Consider the following 16,312-nt stretch of genomic DNA (forward strand, 5'->3'; position numbering starts at 1 on the left):
CCTGGGGGCGTGCCCGTGTGACGTTGCTGCTGCTCGTGGCATTGCTCCTCATCACAGCCACGCCGACGCGGGCACAGGCACCGGCCGAGATGCAGGCGGCGCTGCGCGACGCCTACGAGCGGTACAAAGATCTGCGCGAGGGCTCCAATGCCGACTACATCCCCGCGCTGGCGAAGGTGAATCCCAACATCTTCGGCATCGTGCTCGTCACCGTTGACGGTCGCGTGTTCACAGAGGGAGATGTGAGCTCCGAGGTCTCCATCCAGTCGGTCTCCAAGGTCCTCACGCTGGCACGTGTGCTGCAGGAGCGTGGCGCAGCACGGGTCGACAAGACCATCGGGGTGGATGCGACCGGCCTGGCATTCAACTCCATCGTCGCGGTAGAGCGCCACGCGGGCGCGCGGCTGAATCCCCTCGTCAATCCTGGTGCCATCACGGCCACGAGCATGCTGGCAGGTGCCTCCTACGACCAGATCTGGAATGATCTGCTCGCCTACTACAGCGAGTTCGCGGGTCACGCACTCGCCGTGATCGACGCGGTCTATGAATCAGAGGCGGCAAACAATCAGCGAAACCGCGCCATTGCAATGCTCATGCACGCCTATGGTCACATCAAGGACGATCCGATGCGCGCGTGTGATCTCTACACGCGGCAGTGCTCGGTGGGTGTCAATGCCAGAGATCTCGCGGTGATGGCCGCAACCCTGGCCAACGGCGGGGTCAATCCGATCACGGGCAAAGTGTCAGAGGAAATGTCAGGGGAAACTTGGGGTCTGTATGAATCTTCCGGGCAGTGGCTCTACGACACGGGTCTTCCCGCCAAGAGCGGCGTGGGCGGCGGGCTCATCGCAGTTTGCCCCGGCCGGTTCGGCATTGCCGTTGTCTCACCGCTTCTCGACAAGGCGGGCAACAGCGTGCGTGGGCAGCGCGCCATCACAGACATCGCGAGAGCGCTGGGGGCGAATCCCTACCTCTGTCGCCCGATCGAGCCCAAGCCGCGGTAGCGTTCTCTCGACGCCTTCGATGAGACGCGACGCGGCGTCTGCTCGCCAGGCGGCTCGGCGTTTGACGGGGGGCATGGGCGGAACGTCACGTGGGCTTCACTCCGCTGGTGCGAGGGCGAGGTCGGAGCACCGGGCTGCGGGAACCTCGAACCAGAAGGTGCATCCATGCCCCATCTCGCTCTCGAGGCCGATGCGGCCACCGTGGGCTTCGACAGCGAGCTTGCAGAACGTGAGCCCGAGGCCCGTGGCATATTTCTTGCCGGCCCCCTTGTTGGTGGCTTGACCGAACTTCTCGAAGATCTTCTCTCGCCATTCCGGCTCGACCCCCGGACCGTCGTCGATGATCTCGACCCGAAGAAGGTCTTCCCGCTGGGACAGGGCGACCGTGATGTGTCCGCTGTCTTCGGTGAACTTCACCGCGTTCCCGATGATGTTGACGAGCACCCTGCGAAGCAGGCCGCCATCGCCCCAGGCTTCGGGCGCATCGACCTGCGCGGTCACGGTCATGGTGCGGTTGCCCCGCAGGGCCTGCATGCGACCCATCACCTCCCCGGCGATCTCGGCCACGTTGCAGCGCTCTCGCTCGAGCTTCATGGCGCCAGCCTCGAGCTTGCTGATGTCGAGCAGCGAGGTCACCATCTCGATGAGGTCGTCGGTCGACTCCAGCGAGCTCTCGATGCACTCGTTGAGATAGGGAGGGAGGAGGTCACGTCCTCGCTGCTCCACGATTCTCAGGAAGCCGTAGATGCAGGTCAGCGGGTTGCGGAGGTCGTGCACCACCATGTGCGTGAGATCGTCGCGCATCTTCTCGAGCGCCCGCAGCTGGTCGTTCTGCGCGAGCAGGCGAGCGTTCTGCGCGGCCATCTCGAGGTGCAGGCGGCGAAGCTCCACGTGGGTGCGAATGCGGGCCTGCACCTCGTCGACATCGAATGGCTTGGTCACGTAGTCGGCCGCCCCTGCTCCGAAGGCCCGCACCTTGTCGAGGCTGTTGCCGTGGGCGCTGATGAAGATCACCGGGATCTCGGCGAGCGCGGGGCACCCCTTGATCGCCTGGCAGAGCTCAAAGCCGTCCATGTCTGGCATCTCGACGTCTACCAGGAAGATGTCGGGTGGCGTCTCTTGCGCTCGGGCGAGGGCGACAGCCCCGGATGCTTCGAGCGCGACCGCATACCCTGCGGCTTCGAGCAGGGAGCCGAGAATGCGACGCATGGTGCTGGAGTCATCGATCACCATGACCCGGCCCTGCTCGCTCAGGGGCTGGACGTCATCTTGCGCATGCTCGCTCATTCGGCGGGACTTCGTCTGCGCAGGCGCTGACCCTCCCTCTCCTGGCACAGTAGGAGTTTCGCGAAGGGTTCGTCGAACCCCGCAAGGTGAACCGCGTTGAACTGCCGTCCAGACTTGACATCGCAAGCGCCGGTGATCTGCGTGAGACGTTTCTTGCCGCGTTGCGCAACGGCGCCGCTGTCGAGGTTCGCGCAACCGATGTCAAACGGGCTGACGCGGCGGGGCTGCAGGTTCTTGCTGCATTCTGCCGCGATGCGCGTGCCCGAGGAATCGGCGTGCGGTTCATCACGCCCAGCCTCGAGCTCACCGAGGCCAGCCGGTTGTTCGGCCTCGACTCTCTGCTCGCAGACATCCCGACCGCGGCTGGGGGAGTGACATGATCCGGGTTCTTGCCGCTGACGATTCGGCCACCATTCGCCAGATGCTCTCCGCAACCTTGAGCGAGGCCGGGTTTGAGGTCACGCTGGCCCAGGATGGCCATGAGGCCCTCGAGCGCGCAACGTCTGAGTCGTTCGGTCTGGTGCTCACCGACGTGAACATGCCAGGCCTCGACGGCATCTCGCTGGTGCGGGCTCTGCGCGAACGTGACGCGTATCGGTACGTTCCCATCATCGTCATCACCACCGAGTCTTCGGCTGAGTTCAGGTCTCGGGGTCGAGAGGCGGGTGCCACCGCCTGGATCGTCAAGCCGTTCAACTCGGCGCGACTCGTCGAGACGGTGCGGCGGGTTCTGGCGTGACGCAGGGCGGGCAAGGGTGAACCTCAACCTCGAGGCTTTTCTCGAAGCATTCTTCGAGGAGAGCGCTGAGCTTCTCGCCACGCTCGAGAGTGGGCTGCTGCGCGTCGAGAAAGGCCACAGCAGCGCCGATCTCGTCGATGAGCTCTTCCGCGCGGCGCACACGCTGAAGGGAAATGCCGCCACCTTCGGCTTTCGTGACGTGGTGAGCGTGACCCATCGCCTCGAGACCCTTCTCGCTCAGGCGCGCGAGAGCGGCGGGCGACTCGATCAACGGGCGGTGGGGGTGATGATCTCCACGGTCGATGGGGTGGGCGCCATGATGGCGTGTCTGCGAGAGAACCGAGCGGTGCCCCCCGACGACGTGAGGCGCCTCATCGATGACCTGCAGCAGCTGGGTGACCGTGCCTCGGGGTCACCGCCCGAAGACGCGAACCCTGCCTCCATCGTCCTGCATCCGGGCTGGCGCATCACCCTTGTGCCGCGTGAGGCATTGATGCGCAGGGGCAATGACCCGATTCTCATCTTCAGGGCGCTCGAGAGCCTGGGCACCCTGAACGTCGAAGTCGACCTGTCGAACCTTCCCGGCCTCGACGACCTGCAACCCGCGTCGCTGCACGTTGCCTGGACCCTGGTTCTCGAGGGAGATGTTCCTCGAGATCTGGTTGAGGAGATGTTCGACTGGGTTCTCGACGATTGTGATCTCACCATCGAGCCGCTCACCCCTGCCGCCACCTCGGCCAGAGGCGTGCAGGCCCCATCCGCCTCAGCGCACCGCGAGGGAGAGGGCCACGCGTCGACCGCTGTGGTCCGATCGGTGCAAGACGGTGATCCTGAACCCTTTCCCCCCGCTGGCCGCGGGCCTGCCGCTGCCGACGAAGAGGTCCGGCCCGTGGCTCAAGATGCCAACGCGGTGCGCATCGCGGTCGACAAGGTCGATCGGCTCATCAATCTGGTGGGGCAGCTGTCTGTCACTCGATCTGTGCTCGATCGGCTGGTGGACGAGCTGCCCGATCACGTGCGCGCGCAGCTCTCCGAAGGGCTTCACGACCTGGCCCGACACACGCGTGACCTTCAAGACAGCGTTCTCGAGATCCGCATGCTGCCTCTCTCGTTTGTGACGCGTCGCCTTCCGCGCGTGGTGCGCGACATCTCGCGCACCCTTGGGAAGGAGGTCGATCTCAAGGTCATCGGCGAGGACACCGAGCTCGACAAGAGCGTTCTCGAGCGCATCAGCGACCCCCTCATGCACATCGTTCGCAACTGCCTCGATCACGGCATGGAGACGCCGGCTGAACGCGTGGCGAAGGGCAAGCCTCCTCGCGGCCGGGTCGAGATCCGGGCCGGTCATCAGCAGGGACGCGTGGTGGTGGAGATTGCCGACGACGGTCCTGGAATCGATACTCGAAAGGTGCTCGACGTCGCCCGTCGCAGAGGGATTGTCGGGCAGAATGAAGATCTGTCTCGCGACCGCGCGCTCGACCTCGTCTTCTCGCCTGGGCTCAGCACGGCGAATGCCGTGAGCGAGGTGAGCGGCCGGGGCGTGGGGCTCGATGTGGTGCGCCAGAACGTCTATGCGCTCGGGGGATCGCTCGAGGTCGAGAGCACGCCAGGCACGGGCACCTGCTTCACCATGCGTCTCCCGCTGACCCTCGCCATCATCGACGGGCAGTTCGTGCGCGCGGGTCGCGAGGTTCTCGTGCTGCCCCTCGTCTCCATCGTCGAGTGCCTCCCTGTCGATCCTGCGGGGTTCCGTTCGATGGGGGGAAGGCGCGGGCTCTACCGCTTTCGGGACACCTACATCCCCGTGGCACGTCTCGATCATCTCCTCGATATGGGTAACCCTGATCTCCAAGATGGGCGCGTGCTCGTTGTGGTGGAGTGGGGCAGTGAGCGTCGCGGCCTCATCATCGATGCGCTGCTCGAGCAGCAGCAGGTGGTGGTGAAGAGCCTCGAGCGGAACTTCCGCGACATCGATGGGATCATCGGGGGGGCTCTGCTGGGTGACGGTTCCATCGGTCTCATCGTCGACGTGGCGGGACTGGTGCGCCGCCGGTTTGTCACCATGGAGGGGCCAGGCCCCGCGCGAAACGGGCGCCGCGAGGGGATGTTGATGACGACAGGGAATGCTGAGCTGTGAGCGCTGCGCCTGATCTTCCCGTATCGAGGCCTGCCGGTGATTTGCCGGTGAGCGACAGCGTGCAGCTGCTGAGCTTCTTCCTGGGCGGCGAGGAGTATGCGGTTGACATCCTGCGCGTGCAGGAGATACGCGTGTGGGAACGCCCCACGCGTCTCCCCTCCGTTCCCCCGTTCGTCAAGGGCGTGCTCAACCTGCGCGGGGAGATCGTTCCCGTGGTCGATCTGCGCGAGCGCTTCGGTCTGCCGGCAGCGCCCTACGGAAAGCAGACCGTGGTTGTCGTTCTCCAGATCGAGGAAGCGGGGCGTCGGCGCGCCATGGGCGCGGTGGTCGATGGGGTGTCTGACGTCTACACCCTTGAGCGTGGAAACCTGCTCGAGGCGCCTCACGTGGGAGGCCCCATCGAGGCCGATTGCGTTCTCGGTCTCGGAACGGTAGGGGAAGCCATGCTCATCGTGCTCGACGTCGATCGTCTCTTTGCATTGAACCGACTGCTCGATGGCGCGCTTGTTGCAACGCGCCCTGAATCTATATCGCCTGGAGAGATGGCATGACACTCACCCAACGCCCCGGTGCAGGCAATCAAGATCTCGACCTCGGGGAGTGGGAGCGCCGCAAGGCCTTCGTGGCCTTCACCGAAGACGATGCCCGTCTCCTCGCGGGCTTTCATGAGCGTGCAAAGGCCTATGCCGACGAGATCATCGAAGCGCTCTACGAACGTCTTCTTGCCTTCGAGGAGACGCGCGCGTTCTTCAAAGACCCGCAGGTTCTCGAGCGTGCGAAGCGGAGCCAGCGTGACTACTTCGTTCGTCTGACTGGCGGCGAGTACGGCGAGACCTACTTCCGGAACCGAATTCAGGTAGGTCTCACGCATCATCGCATCGGCCTGACGCCGCGCTGGTACATGGGCATGTATGCCCACTACACTGAGCTCGTCACGTTGCGCATCCGCGCGGCCTACGCCAGCGACCCGGATACCGGCGATCGTGTTCTGTCGGCGCTGCTCAAGCTCATCTCTCTTGACAACGAGCTGGCTGTGAGCACGTATTTCATCGAGCGCGAGAAGGTCATCGCGCAGCAGTCCGCCACGTTTGCCGAGATGGCCGCAGACGCGAGGGCCGTGGCGGGCCTGGCCGACGATCTCTCTCGGTCCCGCAACACGGAGGAGATCGCGGCGACTGCGCTGTCGGTGCTGCGCAGCTCGTTCGGGTGGTCTTATGGCGCCTACTGGGAGATGGATGCGCAGGCATCCCTGCTTCGCTTCACGCTCGACTCCGGAAACATCGATGAGGCGTTCAGACGCGTCTCTCGCGAGACGACCTTTCGCCTGGGCGAGGGGCTCAACGGTCGCGCCTGGAAGAGCGGTGAGCTCATCCATGTCGAAGATCTCGCGTCGATGCACGATTGCCCTCGCTCTTCGGCAGCCGTGCGAAGCGGCGTTCGGTCGGGGCTCAGCATTCCCGTGGTCATCGATGGTGAGGTGACGGGGTGCCTCGACTTCTGTTCCACCGAGGTTGTCTTGCTCTCTGAGAGCCGCACGCAGGCATTGCGCAACGCGGTTCGCGTCATCTCTTTGGCCGTCTCGTCTGTATCGCAGCTGCGCGACGCGCGCCTCAAGGACGCACAGTTCCAGGCGTTCGCCGTCGAGGAGGCCTCCCGAGTGCTCAGCGCCATGGCCAACGGCGACCTGACCTGCGGCATGGAGGGGAGCTTCGATGGCGATCTGGCCACGCTTCAGCGTGATCTCTCGCGCACCCAGGAGCGCTTGCGCGAGACGGTGTCACAGATCCGCGAGGCATCGCTGAGCGTGGCGCGGGCCGCCGGAGAGATCAATTCGGCCAGCGCTGATCTCAGCCACCGCACCGAGATGCAGGCATCGTCGCTCGAGCGGACCGCCGCCACCATGGAAGAGCTCACCTCCACCGTTCGTCAGAACGCAGACAACGCCACCCGCGCCTCCGAGCGGGCGGCGGTGGCGCGCTCAGAAGCCGAGAAGGGTGGAAACGTGGTGTCTCGCACCATCGACGCGATGAGCGCCATAAAAGGCAGCAGCGCGCGCATCGGCGACATCATCTCGACGGTCGACGAGATTGCCTTCCAGACCAACATCCTTGCGCTGAACGCCGCCGTGGAGGCGGCGCGGGCGGGTGATCAGGGTCGCGGGTTTGCTGTGGTGGCTTCTGAGATTCGCAGCCTGGCGCAGCGCAGCGCGGCTGCCGCCAAGGAGATCAAGGTGCTCATCCGCACCAGCGTCGAGCGGGTCGAGGAGGGGTCTGTGGCGGTCACAGAGTCCGGGAAGGCCCTCGAAGTCATCGTGTCCGAAGCGGCTCGGGTGAGCGAGCTGGTCTCAGAGATCGCATCCGCCACTCGTGAGCAGTCGGTTGGGGTCGAGCAGGTTGGGCAGGCCCTGGCTGGGCTTGAGCAGGTGACGCAGCAGAACGCCGCCATGGTCGAGGAATCTGTGGCATCGGCAGATTCTCTCGAGAACCAGGCCCAGAAGCTTCGTGGCCTCACCGATTTCTTTCACGTGGGCTCAGAGCGGGTCGATGAAGAAGAGCGATACCCCACGCGTGTCATGCCTGCGTTCCGAGAAGACGTGGGTGAGAGCCGCGCGGGTCGGGCGGTGGGGCGCGATCGCGGTGTACGACGCGCAGACAGCTGGCCCGAGAGCGACACGCAGCGATCAGGGGTGCGAGAGCCGCGCCGCGCCGACTCCTTCTCTGACTCCGGGGTTCGAAGCTCGCGCAGCATCACGCCGCGTCCTCGCGGCTTTCGCGCCGATCGCCCCGCGACGGGCAGCGATGCGTGGGAAGACTTCTGAGTTGAGTGTTCCCACGGGTCATCTGCTCGCTCCATGAGCGACGCGTGCACGTTCCGCGCGGAAGACTTCGAGCTGCTCCGGCGTCGCGTCTTCGAATGGTCGGGCATCGAGCTGCGTGACGGCAAGGAGATGATGGTCTACCGTCGTCTCGCGGGGCGCGTCGAATCGCTGGGGCTGCGTGGCTTCACCGACTATCTCGATCGCGTGGAGGTCGATGTGGCCGAGAGAGCGGTGTGCGTGAACCTGCTCACCACCAATCTCACATCGTTCTTTCGTGAGCCTCAGCATTTCGAGACCCTCGCACACGAGGTCTTGCCTGCGCGGCTGGCCGCGAATGCCGCTTCGAGACGCTTGCGCATCTGGTCTGCGGGGTGCGCCACCGGGGAGGAGCCCTGGTCGCTGGCCATGGTGGTGGCGGAGACCCTGCCTGATCTCGAGCACTGGGATGCCCGCATACTCGCCACAGACATCAACATCGACGCGCTCGACGTCGCGCGTGACGGGGTGTATTCGATGAGCGCGGCTGAACGCGTCTCGCCGGAGCGGTTGCAGCGCTGGTTTCGACGCGGGCGGGGCGTGCACGAGGGCCAGGTGTGCGTCAAGCCGGAGCTTCGCGGGCTCGTCGCCTTCAAGCAACTGAACCTCATCGAGTCGTGGCCCATGCGGGGGCCTTTCGATGTGATCTTCTTTCGCAATGTATCGATCTACTTCGATCGCGGAACGGCCCGTCGCATTCAGGAGAAGATGGTCGAGCTGCTGGCGCCGGGCGGGTACCTCATGGTGGGGCATTCAGAAGCGCTGCTCGATCTCTCGGGGGCCACTGAGTGGCTGGGCAGCACGACCTATCGAAAGGTTGCGCGCCCGTGATGCCTCCGCGAATCTTTCAGGTGGGCGCCTGCGAGCGGTACTACAACAATCGGCGCCGTCGCTGGTGCGTCACGCTCGGCACGGGAGCCTGCTATGTGACTGACGAGGACGATGTGCTCACCACCGTCCTCGGATCGTGCATCGCGGCCTGTGTGCGCGATCCCCTGCGGGGGGTGGGGGGCATGAACCACTTCCTGCTGCCCTTCGTGGAGCGGGCCCTGCCCGATCAGGCAGAGCTGGCCACGCGATACGGCGTGCACGCCATGGAGCTTCTGGTGAACGAGGTCATGAAAGCGGGAGGACGCCGCAGCGATCTCGAGGTGAAGCTCTTCGGCGGTGCGTCGCTCACCGCGCGGCGCGGGGACAGTGGCCGTCGCAACATCGAGTTCGCCTACGATTACCTCAAGACCGAGGGGCTTCGCCTCGTCTCCTCTGATGTGGGAGACGTGACCCCGCGCCGCCTTGAGTTTCATCCGCGCAGCGGCAGGGCGCGCGTGCTGCGTCTCGAGGCGGTTCGCGTTCCTTCTCTGACAGAGCAGGAGCTGCGCTTCCGGCGCGACCTCGAGCGCGCACCCATCGACGGTGACGTTGAGCTGTTCTGAGCATGGGCGTGCGCGTGATGATCATCGATGCATCGGGGGTAGCCCAGGCCGTGGTGCGGGCAGCCCTCGAGCTCGAGCGCGATATCGAGGTGGTGGGCGTCGCGTCTGACGGGGCGGAGGTCGATCATCGCATCGATGTGCTGTATCCGGACGTCATTGTTCTCGATGCGGGTCTGCCCGAGCGCGCTTCTCTGTCTCTGCTGAGCGATCTGACGGCGCGACGATCGGCGCCGGTGGTGATGGTTCGTGCCGTCGGCAGAGAGCTTGATGAGATCGACGCCGAGGCGCATCGACGAGGGGCTTCAGCCTGCGTCATCAAGCCGATGTCGACGAGCGGCGGCGATGTCGTCGGTGCCGCGGTGCGCTTGCGCGCGGCGGTTCGTGAGGCCGCCAGCGCGGTTCGTCAGCGATTGCGCGAGGCCGCTCGCCAGGGAGGCCTCAAGCCGCGTGAGCCCTTGATTCGCGATTCGCTTCAGAGCTGCGCGCTGGTGGCGTTCGGCGCTTCCACGGGGGGGGTCGAGGCGTTGCAGCAGGTGCTCAGGGGACTTCCCAGGCAGTTTCCTCCCGTTGTGCTGGTGCAGCACATGAGCATCTCGTTTCTTCCCGCCTTCACCCGCCGTCTTGGCGAGGTCACCGGTCGACCCTGCCTCGAGGCGGTCGATGGCGCAGTTCTGCAACGTGATCACGTCTACGTGGGCACCGGCCATCTGCATGTCATCGTGCAGCGGTGCGAGCCCCTGCTTCGGATCCGTTTGGTGGACGACGATCCGGTGGGGGGGCATCGTCCCTCCGTCGATGTGCTGTTCACCTCGGTTGCCGGTGCCGTGGGCCGACAAGCAGTGGGTGTGCTGCTCACGGGCATGGGCTCTGATGGCGCGGCGGGTCTCGAGGCCATCAGCCGCGCACACGGCTATACCATCGCACAGGACGAGGCGACCAGCGTGGTCTGGGGCATGCCGGGGGCTGCGGTTCGCCGCGGTGCCGCCCAGATGCTGGTGCCTCTCGGAGCCATTGCCGAGGTCGTGACACGCTGCGTGCAGCAGCTCGAGCGCCGCGTCGTCTGATCGGCCGGCTCGTTGCGCTTTCTCGCGTCTACCGCTGACGTGGAAGGCTCAGGGAATCGGCTTGATGGCCAGGCCGTCCTTGTTGAAGAACGCCAGCAACCCCCCCTTGCGCGAGAACCTGATCACGCCGGGCCAGACGTCGCTCAGCCCAGGCATGGGGTGCAGCCCCCACGCGTCTGTGTCGTGAGCATACCAGGTGGTCATCTTGCGGCCGGCGAGATCGATGGTGCTCACCAGCAGGGTGGCGCCGTCTCGTGACATGTAGGGGTACAGATAGACCTTCTTCGGTTCCCCGATGGTCCATTTCTTGTTCGCGGCCACGTCGAACACCACGGTGCGTCCCACGTCGCGTGATTCGCGCATGCAGGCCACGGCACGGCCCGCACCGGCGGCGACGAGGTCGACGCGGTACGCGGCGCGGTCGAGCAGCTTCAGGCTCTTCTGGTCACCGGTGAAGGCGTAGAGCCGCTTGTCGTTCTTGGCGCCGAGAACGTAGTAGGCCTGATCGGTGGCATACCACACCTCCATCGCCCAGCCCAGGGTCGTGCGGAACAGGGTGCTGATGTCGAGCACGTTCTCGAAGGCGTCGAGACCGCTCTTCGAGGGGTCGATGGCCGCAACGGCCTGACTCGTGGTCATCTGCTCCTTGTCGTAGAAGTAGCCGGGGGCGTGGATGCGACCCTTCTCGAGGAAGAACACCATCGATGTGGCGCGAAACCCGGGCTGGCCCTTCGCGTGGGCGAAGACGGTTCGCACCTGGCGTGTGGCGATGTCGACGGCGACGAAGCGGGTTCCAAAGCCTCCCATGCAGACCACGGTCTTGCTGTCGGCTGTCCAGGCGTAGTTCTCGAGCGAAGGCAGGGGCAGGAACACCGCATCGGCGGTGACCTTCTTCGATGCCAGGTCGAGCTTGAAGATGAACAGCTTGTAGACGTGCCCCTTCGCGATCTCCTTGGCGTCGGTGATCTTCTGGTGGCCGATCATCATGGTCTCATCGTTGGAGACTGCCCCTGGGGCGAACTCGCGCAGGTCGACCCCCATCTTCACGAGCTCCTCGGACGAGACGAAGATGCCCGAATCCTTGGGGCTTGGGGCGGCCCAGCCGCAGCGAGCCATCAGGTTCAGAAGAAGGATTGCCGTCAGTACAACGCGTGCGCGCATGAAATGTGCTCTTCTCTTTGATATCGGACAAGGCTTCGAGGCGATGTTCGGCTCGCCCTGCGACCCAGCGACAGCAAACGGGGGCGCCATCTCTGGCGCCCCCGTGATGCTGCGAACGTCGCGCTGATCAGCGCTTGGTGACGCGGGTGGCCTTCTGCAGGTCGAACGCGGTGGGGAACCAGTCCCACATCGCCTCGCGCTTGCCGTTCATCACGAAGGTGCTCTTGAAGGCCTGGTGCTTGCAGCCGATCTCGGTGATCTTGAGGTCTTGAACCGTGGCGACCTCGTCCTTGTCGACCTTGGCGTTGCTGTTGCGGTCGACCCACACGTAGAGGCCCTTCAGCTCGGACCCCGTGAGGCGACCGTCATTGTTCTTGTCGCGCAGGCTCAGCTTCTGGAAGCCGTCGTCATAGCCGTTGGCCTGCCCGAAGAGGCATCCACCGTCGACCGTGCCGTCAGCGCGGGGCTCGAACAGCAGGCCCTGCGATGGGCCGAGCCATTCCACGGCCATCTCGAAGCCGTTGCCGCGGATGTCGAACAGGGCGAGGCGATTGCCCTTCACTCCTGAGTGGGGGAGCCACTGACCGCCTGAGGCATCGAGCTTGCCCGAGCCCTTGAGATCGAGCACGATGGGGCTCACGTACTGCGCCTGGGTGATCCAGTAGGTGGTGTACGTGGTGTTGGCGGTGAGGTTCTGGTAGAAGTTGTTCGTCACCGTGTCGACGTTGGTGTTGGTGTTGGTGTTGGAGTTGGTGTTTACGTTGATGTTGGTGTTGGTGTTGATGGCCAGCACGACATCGCCCGAGCCGATGGTGCTCGTGGTCACGTCCGTGGTGGTCTGGTACGAGGTCTGATACGAGGTCTGGTACGAGGTGTTGTATGACGTCGTCGTGGTGTGCTGCACGGCAGAGACGGTGCCATAGCTCGTCGACTGGTCGATCGAGGTGCTTGTTCCCGCGTTGCGATCGGGCAGGTACACGTGCGGGTTCCACGCGTTGGCGTCGCCCGAGTTGGTGTAGGCGGGACCCTGGGTGAGCAGCTCGAGGCCGGTGCGATAGTTGTTGTGGCTGTACGTGATCCAGCCGACCTCGGCGGAGCCGTGCCCATATTCGTACGCGTAGCCGTACGCGGTGTATCCGAGGTCGAAGGTGCCCACAAATTTGTCGGCCAGCGTCGTCGAGGTCGATGAGCTCGACGTGCTGTTCGAGGTCGAGCTCGAGGTCGACGTCGTGGTGCTGCTGCTGCTGGTGCTGGTCTGCTGAACGCTGCTGCCCGCGGCACCGGCGTGCGCGCTCAGCGGACTTGCCAAGGCCAGGGCCAGCGCGATGGATGCAACCTTCTTGTTCATGTGAACCTCCCCGTTCGTCGCCCTTCGCTCGGGCGCTTTCTTCTCTCTCAGCATAGCAGGGAGATGACGGCTTGAACAGCACGGAAACGTTAGGCTTCTTTAAGAAACTGGCGATTGTGACGACTTCTTAATCGATGTCCGACGCGAGAAGGTGGGTTTGGCAGCGATGTGCAGGCCAGGCTCGAGGCCTGGGGTGGCCCTCTCGAGACGGGCGCTATGATTGCGTCTTCTTGCGCTGCTCGCGCGACCAGGCTCCTGTTCGGGGCTGCAGCTCGGGAGGCAGATCGAACTGGCGGAACACCTTGCGCATCCACAGCGACGGCACGTAGAGAATGATGAGGCCGAGCAGCGAAAGTCCGACCATCGACAGCAGGCTGGGATGCCAGGACTCGCGGTGAACGGGCTTGCGCGGTCGAGGGGTGGGGGTGGCCGCAGGGCGGCCGCCATCACGCTTTTCACCGAGGCTCGGGTCGGGCGTGGGAGATGTCTCCACGGGAGGGAGCTCGGGAACGGTCACCTCCTGACCGGGGGTCTGCGGCGCGAACGGGCACCAGCCGGGTCGCGCGTCGACGACAAGGAGGGCGAGGAACAGTGCCAGCGCCAGGGCTGCACTTCTCAGATGTCTTGCCACGCCCTTACGGTGGTCCATCCGGATACGGTGGGTGGGGCCGTCTGCTGGTAGGGCGGCTGCCACGTCTGATTCACAGGGAAGTTCGCCGGCGCCGTGGTCTGCGTCAGTCGGGGATCTTGATAGAGCAGCTGCTTCTTCGAGCCGATATTGACGATCATGCATTCCTGGCGCCCCACCTGCGAGCCGTAGCTGACCACGTTGCGCGAGCCCCCGTCGCCGAGAAGACCCGCGATGGCGTAGTTCGATACCACGTAACCGTCGATCCTGGTCACAGGTGTGCAGTAGTTGGTGTACGACGACGCGCTGCTCGGGAACTGGTCGAAGAAGCTGCTGGTGAACGTCTGGGTGCTGTAGTTGCCGCTCGAATCCTGGCGCGACGCGAACTGGAAGTCTCGGGTGTAGTTGTAGGCCTGGGTGTAGCGCCCGTTGCCGTCGGTATCCTCACCTGTTCCCGGAACCACCGAGTAGCCGTTCGGAACCACGGCCTGACCGTTGCTTATGGTGAGGTCAGACCACTGCACGTTCCCGTTCGAGTCTTGTATCTGAACGGTCCACTTGGCATCGTTCTCCTTGGAGTCGTTGGGGTTCGACTGCTTGGAGTTCACGACGCTGTCGAGACCGGCGTCTTCGTGGTTGTCGTTCACCTTCTGGCCGGTGACGGGGTCGGTGTAGTTCAGCCACGCCATGACCTGCGAGTTCCAGTTTGAAGAGGTCACGTCGCCATAGACCACCGACCCGCCTGCCACGTACGACACGAGGCTGGCGCTGGTGTAGTCTGAGGCCGTCGGGGTGGGCGCCGCCACGGGCGTGGTGGACGAGCCGTTCCCTGTCTGACCGTTTGTGGGGTAGTCGTACGGTGGGGCCGACGTGGGGCCGTCGCCCCCCTTGTACTGCACGTTGCCCGCGACGTACATGTTGCGACCCGCGTAGAGGCTGCCGCGCCCCTCGATGAGCCCTTGCATCACGATGTTGCCCTTCACCACCACGGGCCCGTTGATGGCGATGACGTCGACGGTGGGCTTGCCGTTGACGCTCAGGTTCTGGTTGTAGCCGGCCACCATCTGCGAGATGGGCGTGCCTGCGAGCACCACGTTCTCCTTCTGCCCGCTCCCGGTCGTGCCGTAGGTGCCCGTGGTTGTGATGTTGCGTGAGCTGATGGGAACCGAGGCCAGGGTGAACGGGTTGGTCGACGTCACCTCATAGGTGTTCATCTTCAGGGAGGGGGGCTGGTTGGTGACGGGGTCCCTCCAGTTCGCCACGGTCTGTGACATGAGCGATCCGCTCTCGTTGGCGATGTCATTCAGGTTCATGGGAACCTGCATCTTCCCCACGTTCGACACCGGTGAGGGCTGAGGGGCGGCGCTGCCGCCGGCCGATGCCAGGGTGCCGTAGTTCGGATTGGGGTTGCTCTGGCCGGGTGTATTGGTGTGTACGCTCAAGGAGGCGAAGGGGCTGCTGTAGGTGCTCGACGCATTCGGATCGTTGTACATGGTGCCGTTCACGTTCACCGGCGCCATGTTGGTGGGATTCACCCCGAGGTACGTGCCGCTGCCGAGGATGTCGAAGTTGCCGTTGGCTCCCGTGTTGCCGAAGATGAGGGCCTGACCCTGTGAGAAGCCGGACCACCAGGCCCAGTGGTTCATGAAGTAGGCGTAGTTGAACACGGGGGAAGGTCCGGAGGGGGGGGCCACGGTGGTGGCGGTGGAGACGGTTCCACTGAGGGTGTAGACCAGCTTCACCGTGCGCGTCAAGCCTGGAACGTTGAGCGTCCAGCCCGTCGAGGAGATGATGACGCTGCCCGCCACAGACTGCGTGTTGTTGGCCGTGTTCGTGCTCATGACCTGAGTGCTCGACTGTATGGTGACCGTGGCGTAGCCGATCACCGAGCCGGCGGCGTTGTATATGGTCTGGTTCGAGAGTGCGCCGCTGCCCTGGGCGGCTTGCCCCGCGTTCACCGGCATCTGGGGGTCGTTCTTGGCGGTGGCGTTCTGGGTCAGGTCGAGCTTGCGCAGGTAGTCCTCGAGCAGCTCGGCATGCCGCATGGCGGCAGCCTCGGCTACGTAGCGCGCCTGGGTCGAGATCATCTGGTGATTGACCATGAAGATGGTGTTGTTCGACCGAATCAGCACCGCCGTGACAAAGAACAGGCAGAGCGACAGGATGATGAGGACCGTGATGAGGGCGACGCCGCGTTTTCTTGTTCGCATGTTCATGGATTCCTCAGCAAGACTTGGGTGCCGTACTCGATGTACGATTCGGGAAGCTTGCCCGTCTCGTGGGTTAAGGTCGAGTCTTCTCGCCAGCCGTTCAGACCTGTTTCGTCGGGCTTGGCCTTTACCTTGGCGTAGATCTGCAGCAGCCCGCACGCGAAGGGGCTGGTGGAATAGCCCGTGTTCACCTTGTAGCCGCTGGGCAGCATCGGATCGGCGAGCTGGGGGCCGAGCCAGAACGCCACCTCACCCGTGGGAATGACGATCTCGTAGGCCTGCCCGTTGCTGGGGGTCTCCTGGCGGATGAGTGCCAGACCCGTGGGGCTCTGAGCGTTGTACTGGAACGACTTCAGGGAGTACTCCACCGTCTTCGCGCCCAGGGTGTAGGTGATGTCGTTGAACCAGCCAGGAGGCTGCTGGTTGTTGATGGTCGGCGGTTTCGAG

The 16,312-nt window shown here is 64.5% G+C and carries 15 protein-coding genes; 9 read left to right on the forward strand and 6 right to left on the reverse strand.

The window, feature by feature from the left end; translation table 11 throughout:
- Positions 1-89: 89 nt before the first annotated feature.
- Positions 90-1,004 carry a glutaminase gene (locus tag EB084_01830; GenBank protein ID NDD26990.1) on the forward strand — a complete coding sequence of 305 codons (915 nt, stop codon included), beginning with the start codon at positions 90-92 and terminating at the stop codon, positions 1,002-1,004.
- A gap of 96 nt (positions 1,005-1,100) precedes the next feature.
- Here the strand turns inward: EB084_01830 and EB084_01835 are convergent, their stop codons facing one another.
- Entirely contained in the window at positions 1,101-2,291 is a 1,191-nt protein-coding gene (locus EB084_01835; protein ID NDD26991.1) for a hybrid sensor histidine kinase/response regulator, read from the reverse strand.
- A gap of 86 nt (positions 2,292-2,377) precedes the next feature.
- Here EB084_01835 and EB084_01840 point away from each other — a divergent pair, with 86 nt between their 5' ends.
- From EB084_01840 to EB084_01875, 8 genes are read left to right on the forward strand one after another with little or no spacing between them, the layout of a single operon-like run.
- Positions 2,378-2,671, forward strand: coding sequence for an STAS domain-containing protein (locus tag EB084_01840; GenBank protein ID NDD26992.1), 294 nt, complete (start codon positions 2,378-2,380; stop codon positions 2,669-2,671).
- Complete coding sequence (locus EB084_01845) at positions 2,668-3,030, forward strand: response regulator (protein NDD26993.1); 363 nt, start codon at positions 2,668-2,670, stop codon at positions 3,028-3,030. The genes EB084_01840 and EB084_01845 overlap by 4 nt, the downstream gene beginning before the upstream one ends.
- The gene (locus tag EB084_01850) at positions 2,876-5,167 is read left to right on the forward strand and encodes a chemotaxis protein CheA (protein ID NDD26994.1); all 2,292 of its coding nucleotides are present in this window, start codon (positions 2,876-2,878) and stop codon (positions 5,165-5,167) included. The genes EB084_01845 and EB084_01850 overlap by 155 nt, the downstream gene beginning before the upstream one ends.
- Complete coding sequence (locus EB084_01855) at positions 5,164-5,718, forward strand: chemotaxis protein CheW (GenBank protein NDD26995.1); 555 nt, start codon at positions 5,164-5,166, stop codon at positions 5,716-5,718. Before EB084_01850 ends, EB084_01855 begins: the two co-directional genes overlap by 4 nt.
- Positions 5,715-7,985: a GAF domain-containing protein gene (locus EB084_01860; GenBank protein ID NDD26996.1), complete on the forward strand. Its 2,271-nt coding sequence runs from the start codon at positions 5,715-5,717 to the stop codon at positions 7,983-7,985. The genes EB084_01855 and EB084_01860 overlap by 4 nt, the downstream gene beginning before the upstream one ends.
- 33 nt (positions 7,986-8,018) lie before the next feature.
- On the forward strand, positions 8,019-8,852 hold the full coding sequence (locus EB084_01865; protein NDD26997.1) for a protein-glutamate O-methyltransferase CheR: 834 nt from the start codon (positions 8,019-8,021) through the stop codon (positions 8,850-8,852).
- Positions 8,852-9,454, forward strand: coding sequence for a chemoreceptor glutamine deamidase CheD (locus tag EB084_01870; GenBank protein ID NDD26998.1), 603 nt, complete (start codon positions 8,852-8,854; stop codon positions 9,452-9,454). The genes EB084_01865 and EB084_01870 overlap by 1 nt, the downstream gene beginning before the upstream one ends.
- 2 nt (positions 9,455-9,456) lie before the next feature.
- Positions 9,457-10,518, forward strand: a complete 1,062-nt coding sequence (locus tag EB084_01875) for a response regulator (GenBank protein ID NDD26999.1) — start codon at positions 9,457-9,459, stop codon at positions 10,516-10,518.
- Between the two features lie 48 nt (positions 10,519-10,566).
- Here the strand turns inward: EB084_01875 and EB084_01880 are convergent, their stop codons facing one another.
- The 5 genes from EB084_01880 to EB084_01900 form a co-directional block, all read right to left on the reverse strand.
- The gene (locus EB084_01880; GenBank protein ID NDD27000.1) at positions 10,567-11,679 is read right to left on the reverse strand and encodes a hypothetical protein; all 1,113 of its coding nucleotides are present in this window, start codon (positions 11,677-11,679) and stop codon (positions 10,567-10,569) included.
- 127 nt (positions 11,680-11,806) lie between these two features.
- A complete protein-coding gene (locus tag EB084_01885) occupies positions 11,807-12,835 on the reverse strand; it encodes a hypothetical protein (protein ID NDD27001.1) in 1,029 nt (342 codons plus the stop codon).
- A 406-nt stretch (positions 12,836-13,241) separates the two neighbouring features.
- Positions 13,242-13,658: a hypothetical protein gene (locus EB084_01890; GenBank protein ID NDD27002.1), complete on the reverse strand. Its 417-nt coding sequence runs from the start codon at positions 13,656-13,658 to the stop codon at positions 13,242-13,244.
- Positions 13,643-15,871, reverse strand: a complete 2,229-nt coding sequence (locus tag EB084_01895) for a hypothetical protein (GenBank protein ID NDD27003.1) — start codon at positions 15,869-15,871, stop codon at positions 13,643-13,645. Before EB084_01895 ends, EB084_01890 begins: the two co-directional genes overlap by 16 nt.
- Positions 15,868-16,312: hypothetical protein (locus EB084_01900; protein NDD27004.1), on the reverse strand; the 445-nt coding region annotated here is incomplete at its 5' end. The genes EB084_01900 and EB084_01895, both read right to left, overlap by 4 nt.

Source organism: Pseudomonadota bacterium (genome assembly GCA_010028905.1).
GTDB lineage: Bacteria > Vulcanimicrobiota > Xenobia > RGZZ01 > RGZZ01 > RGZZ01.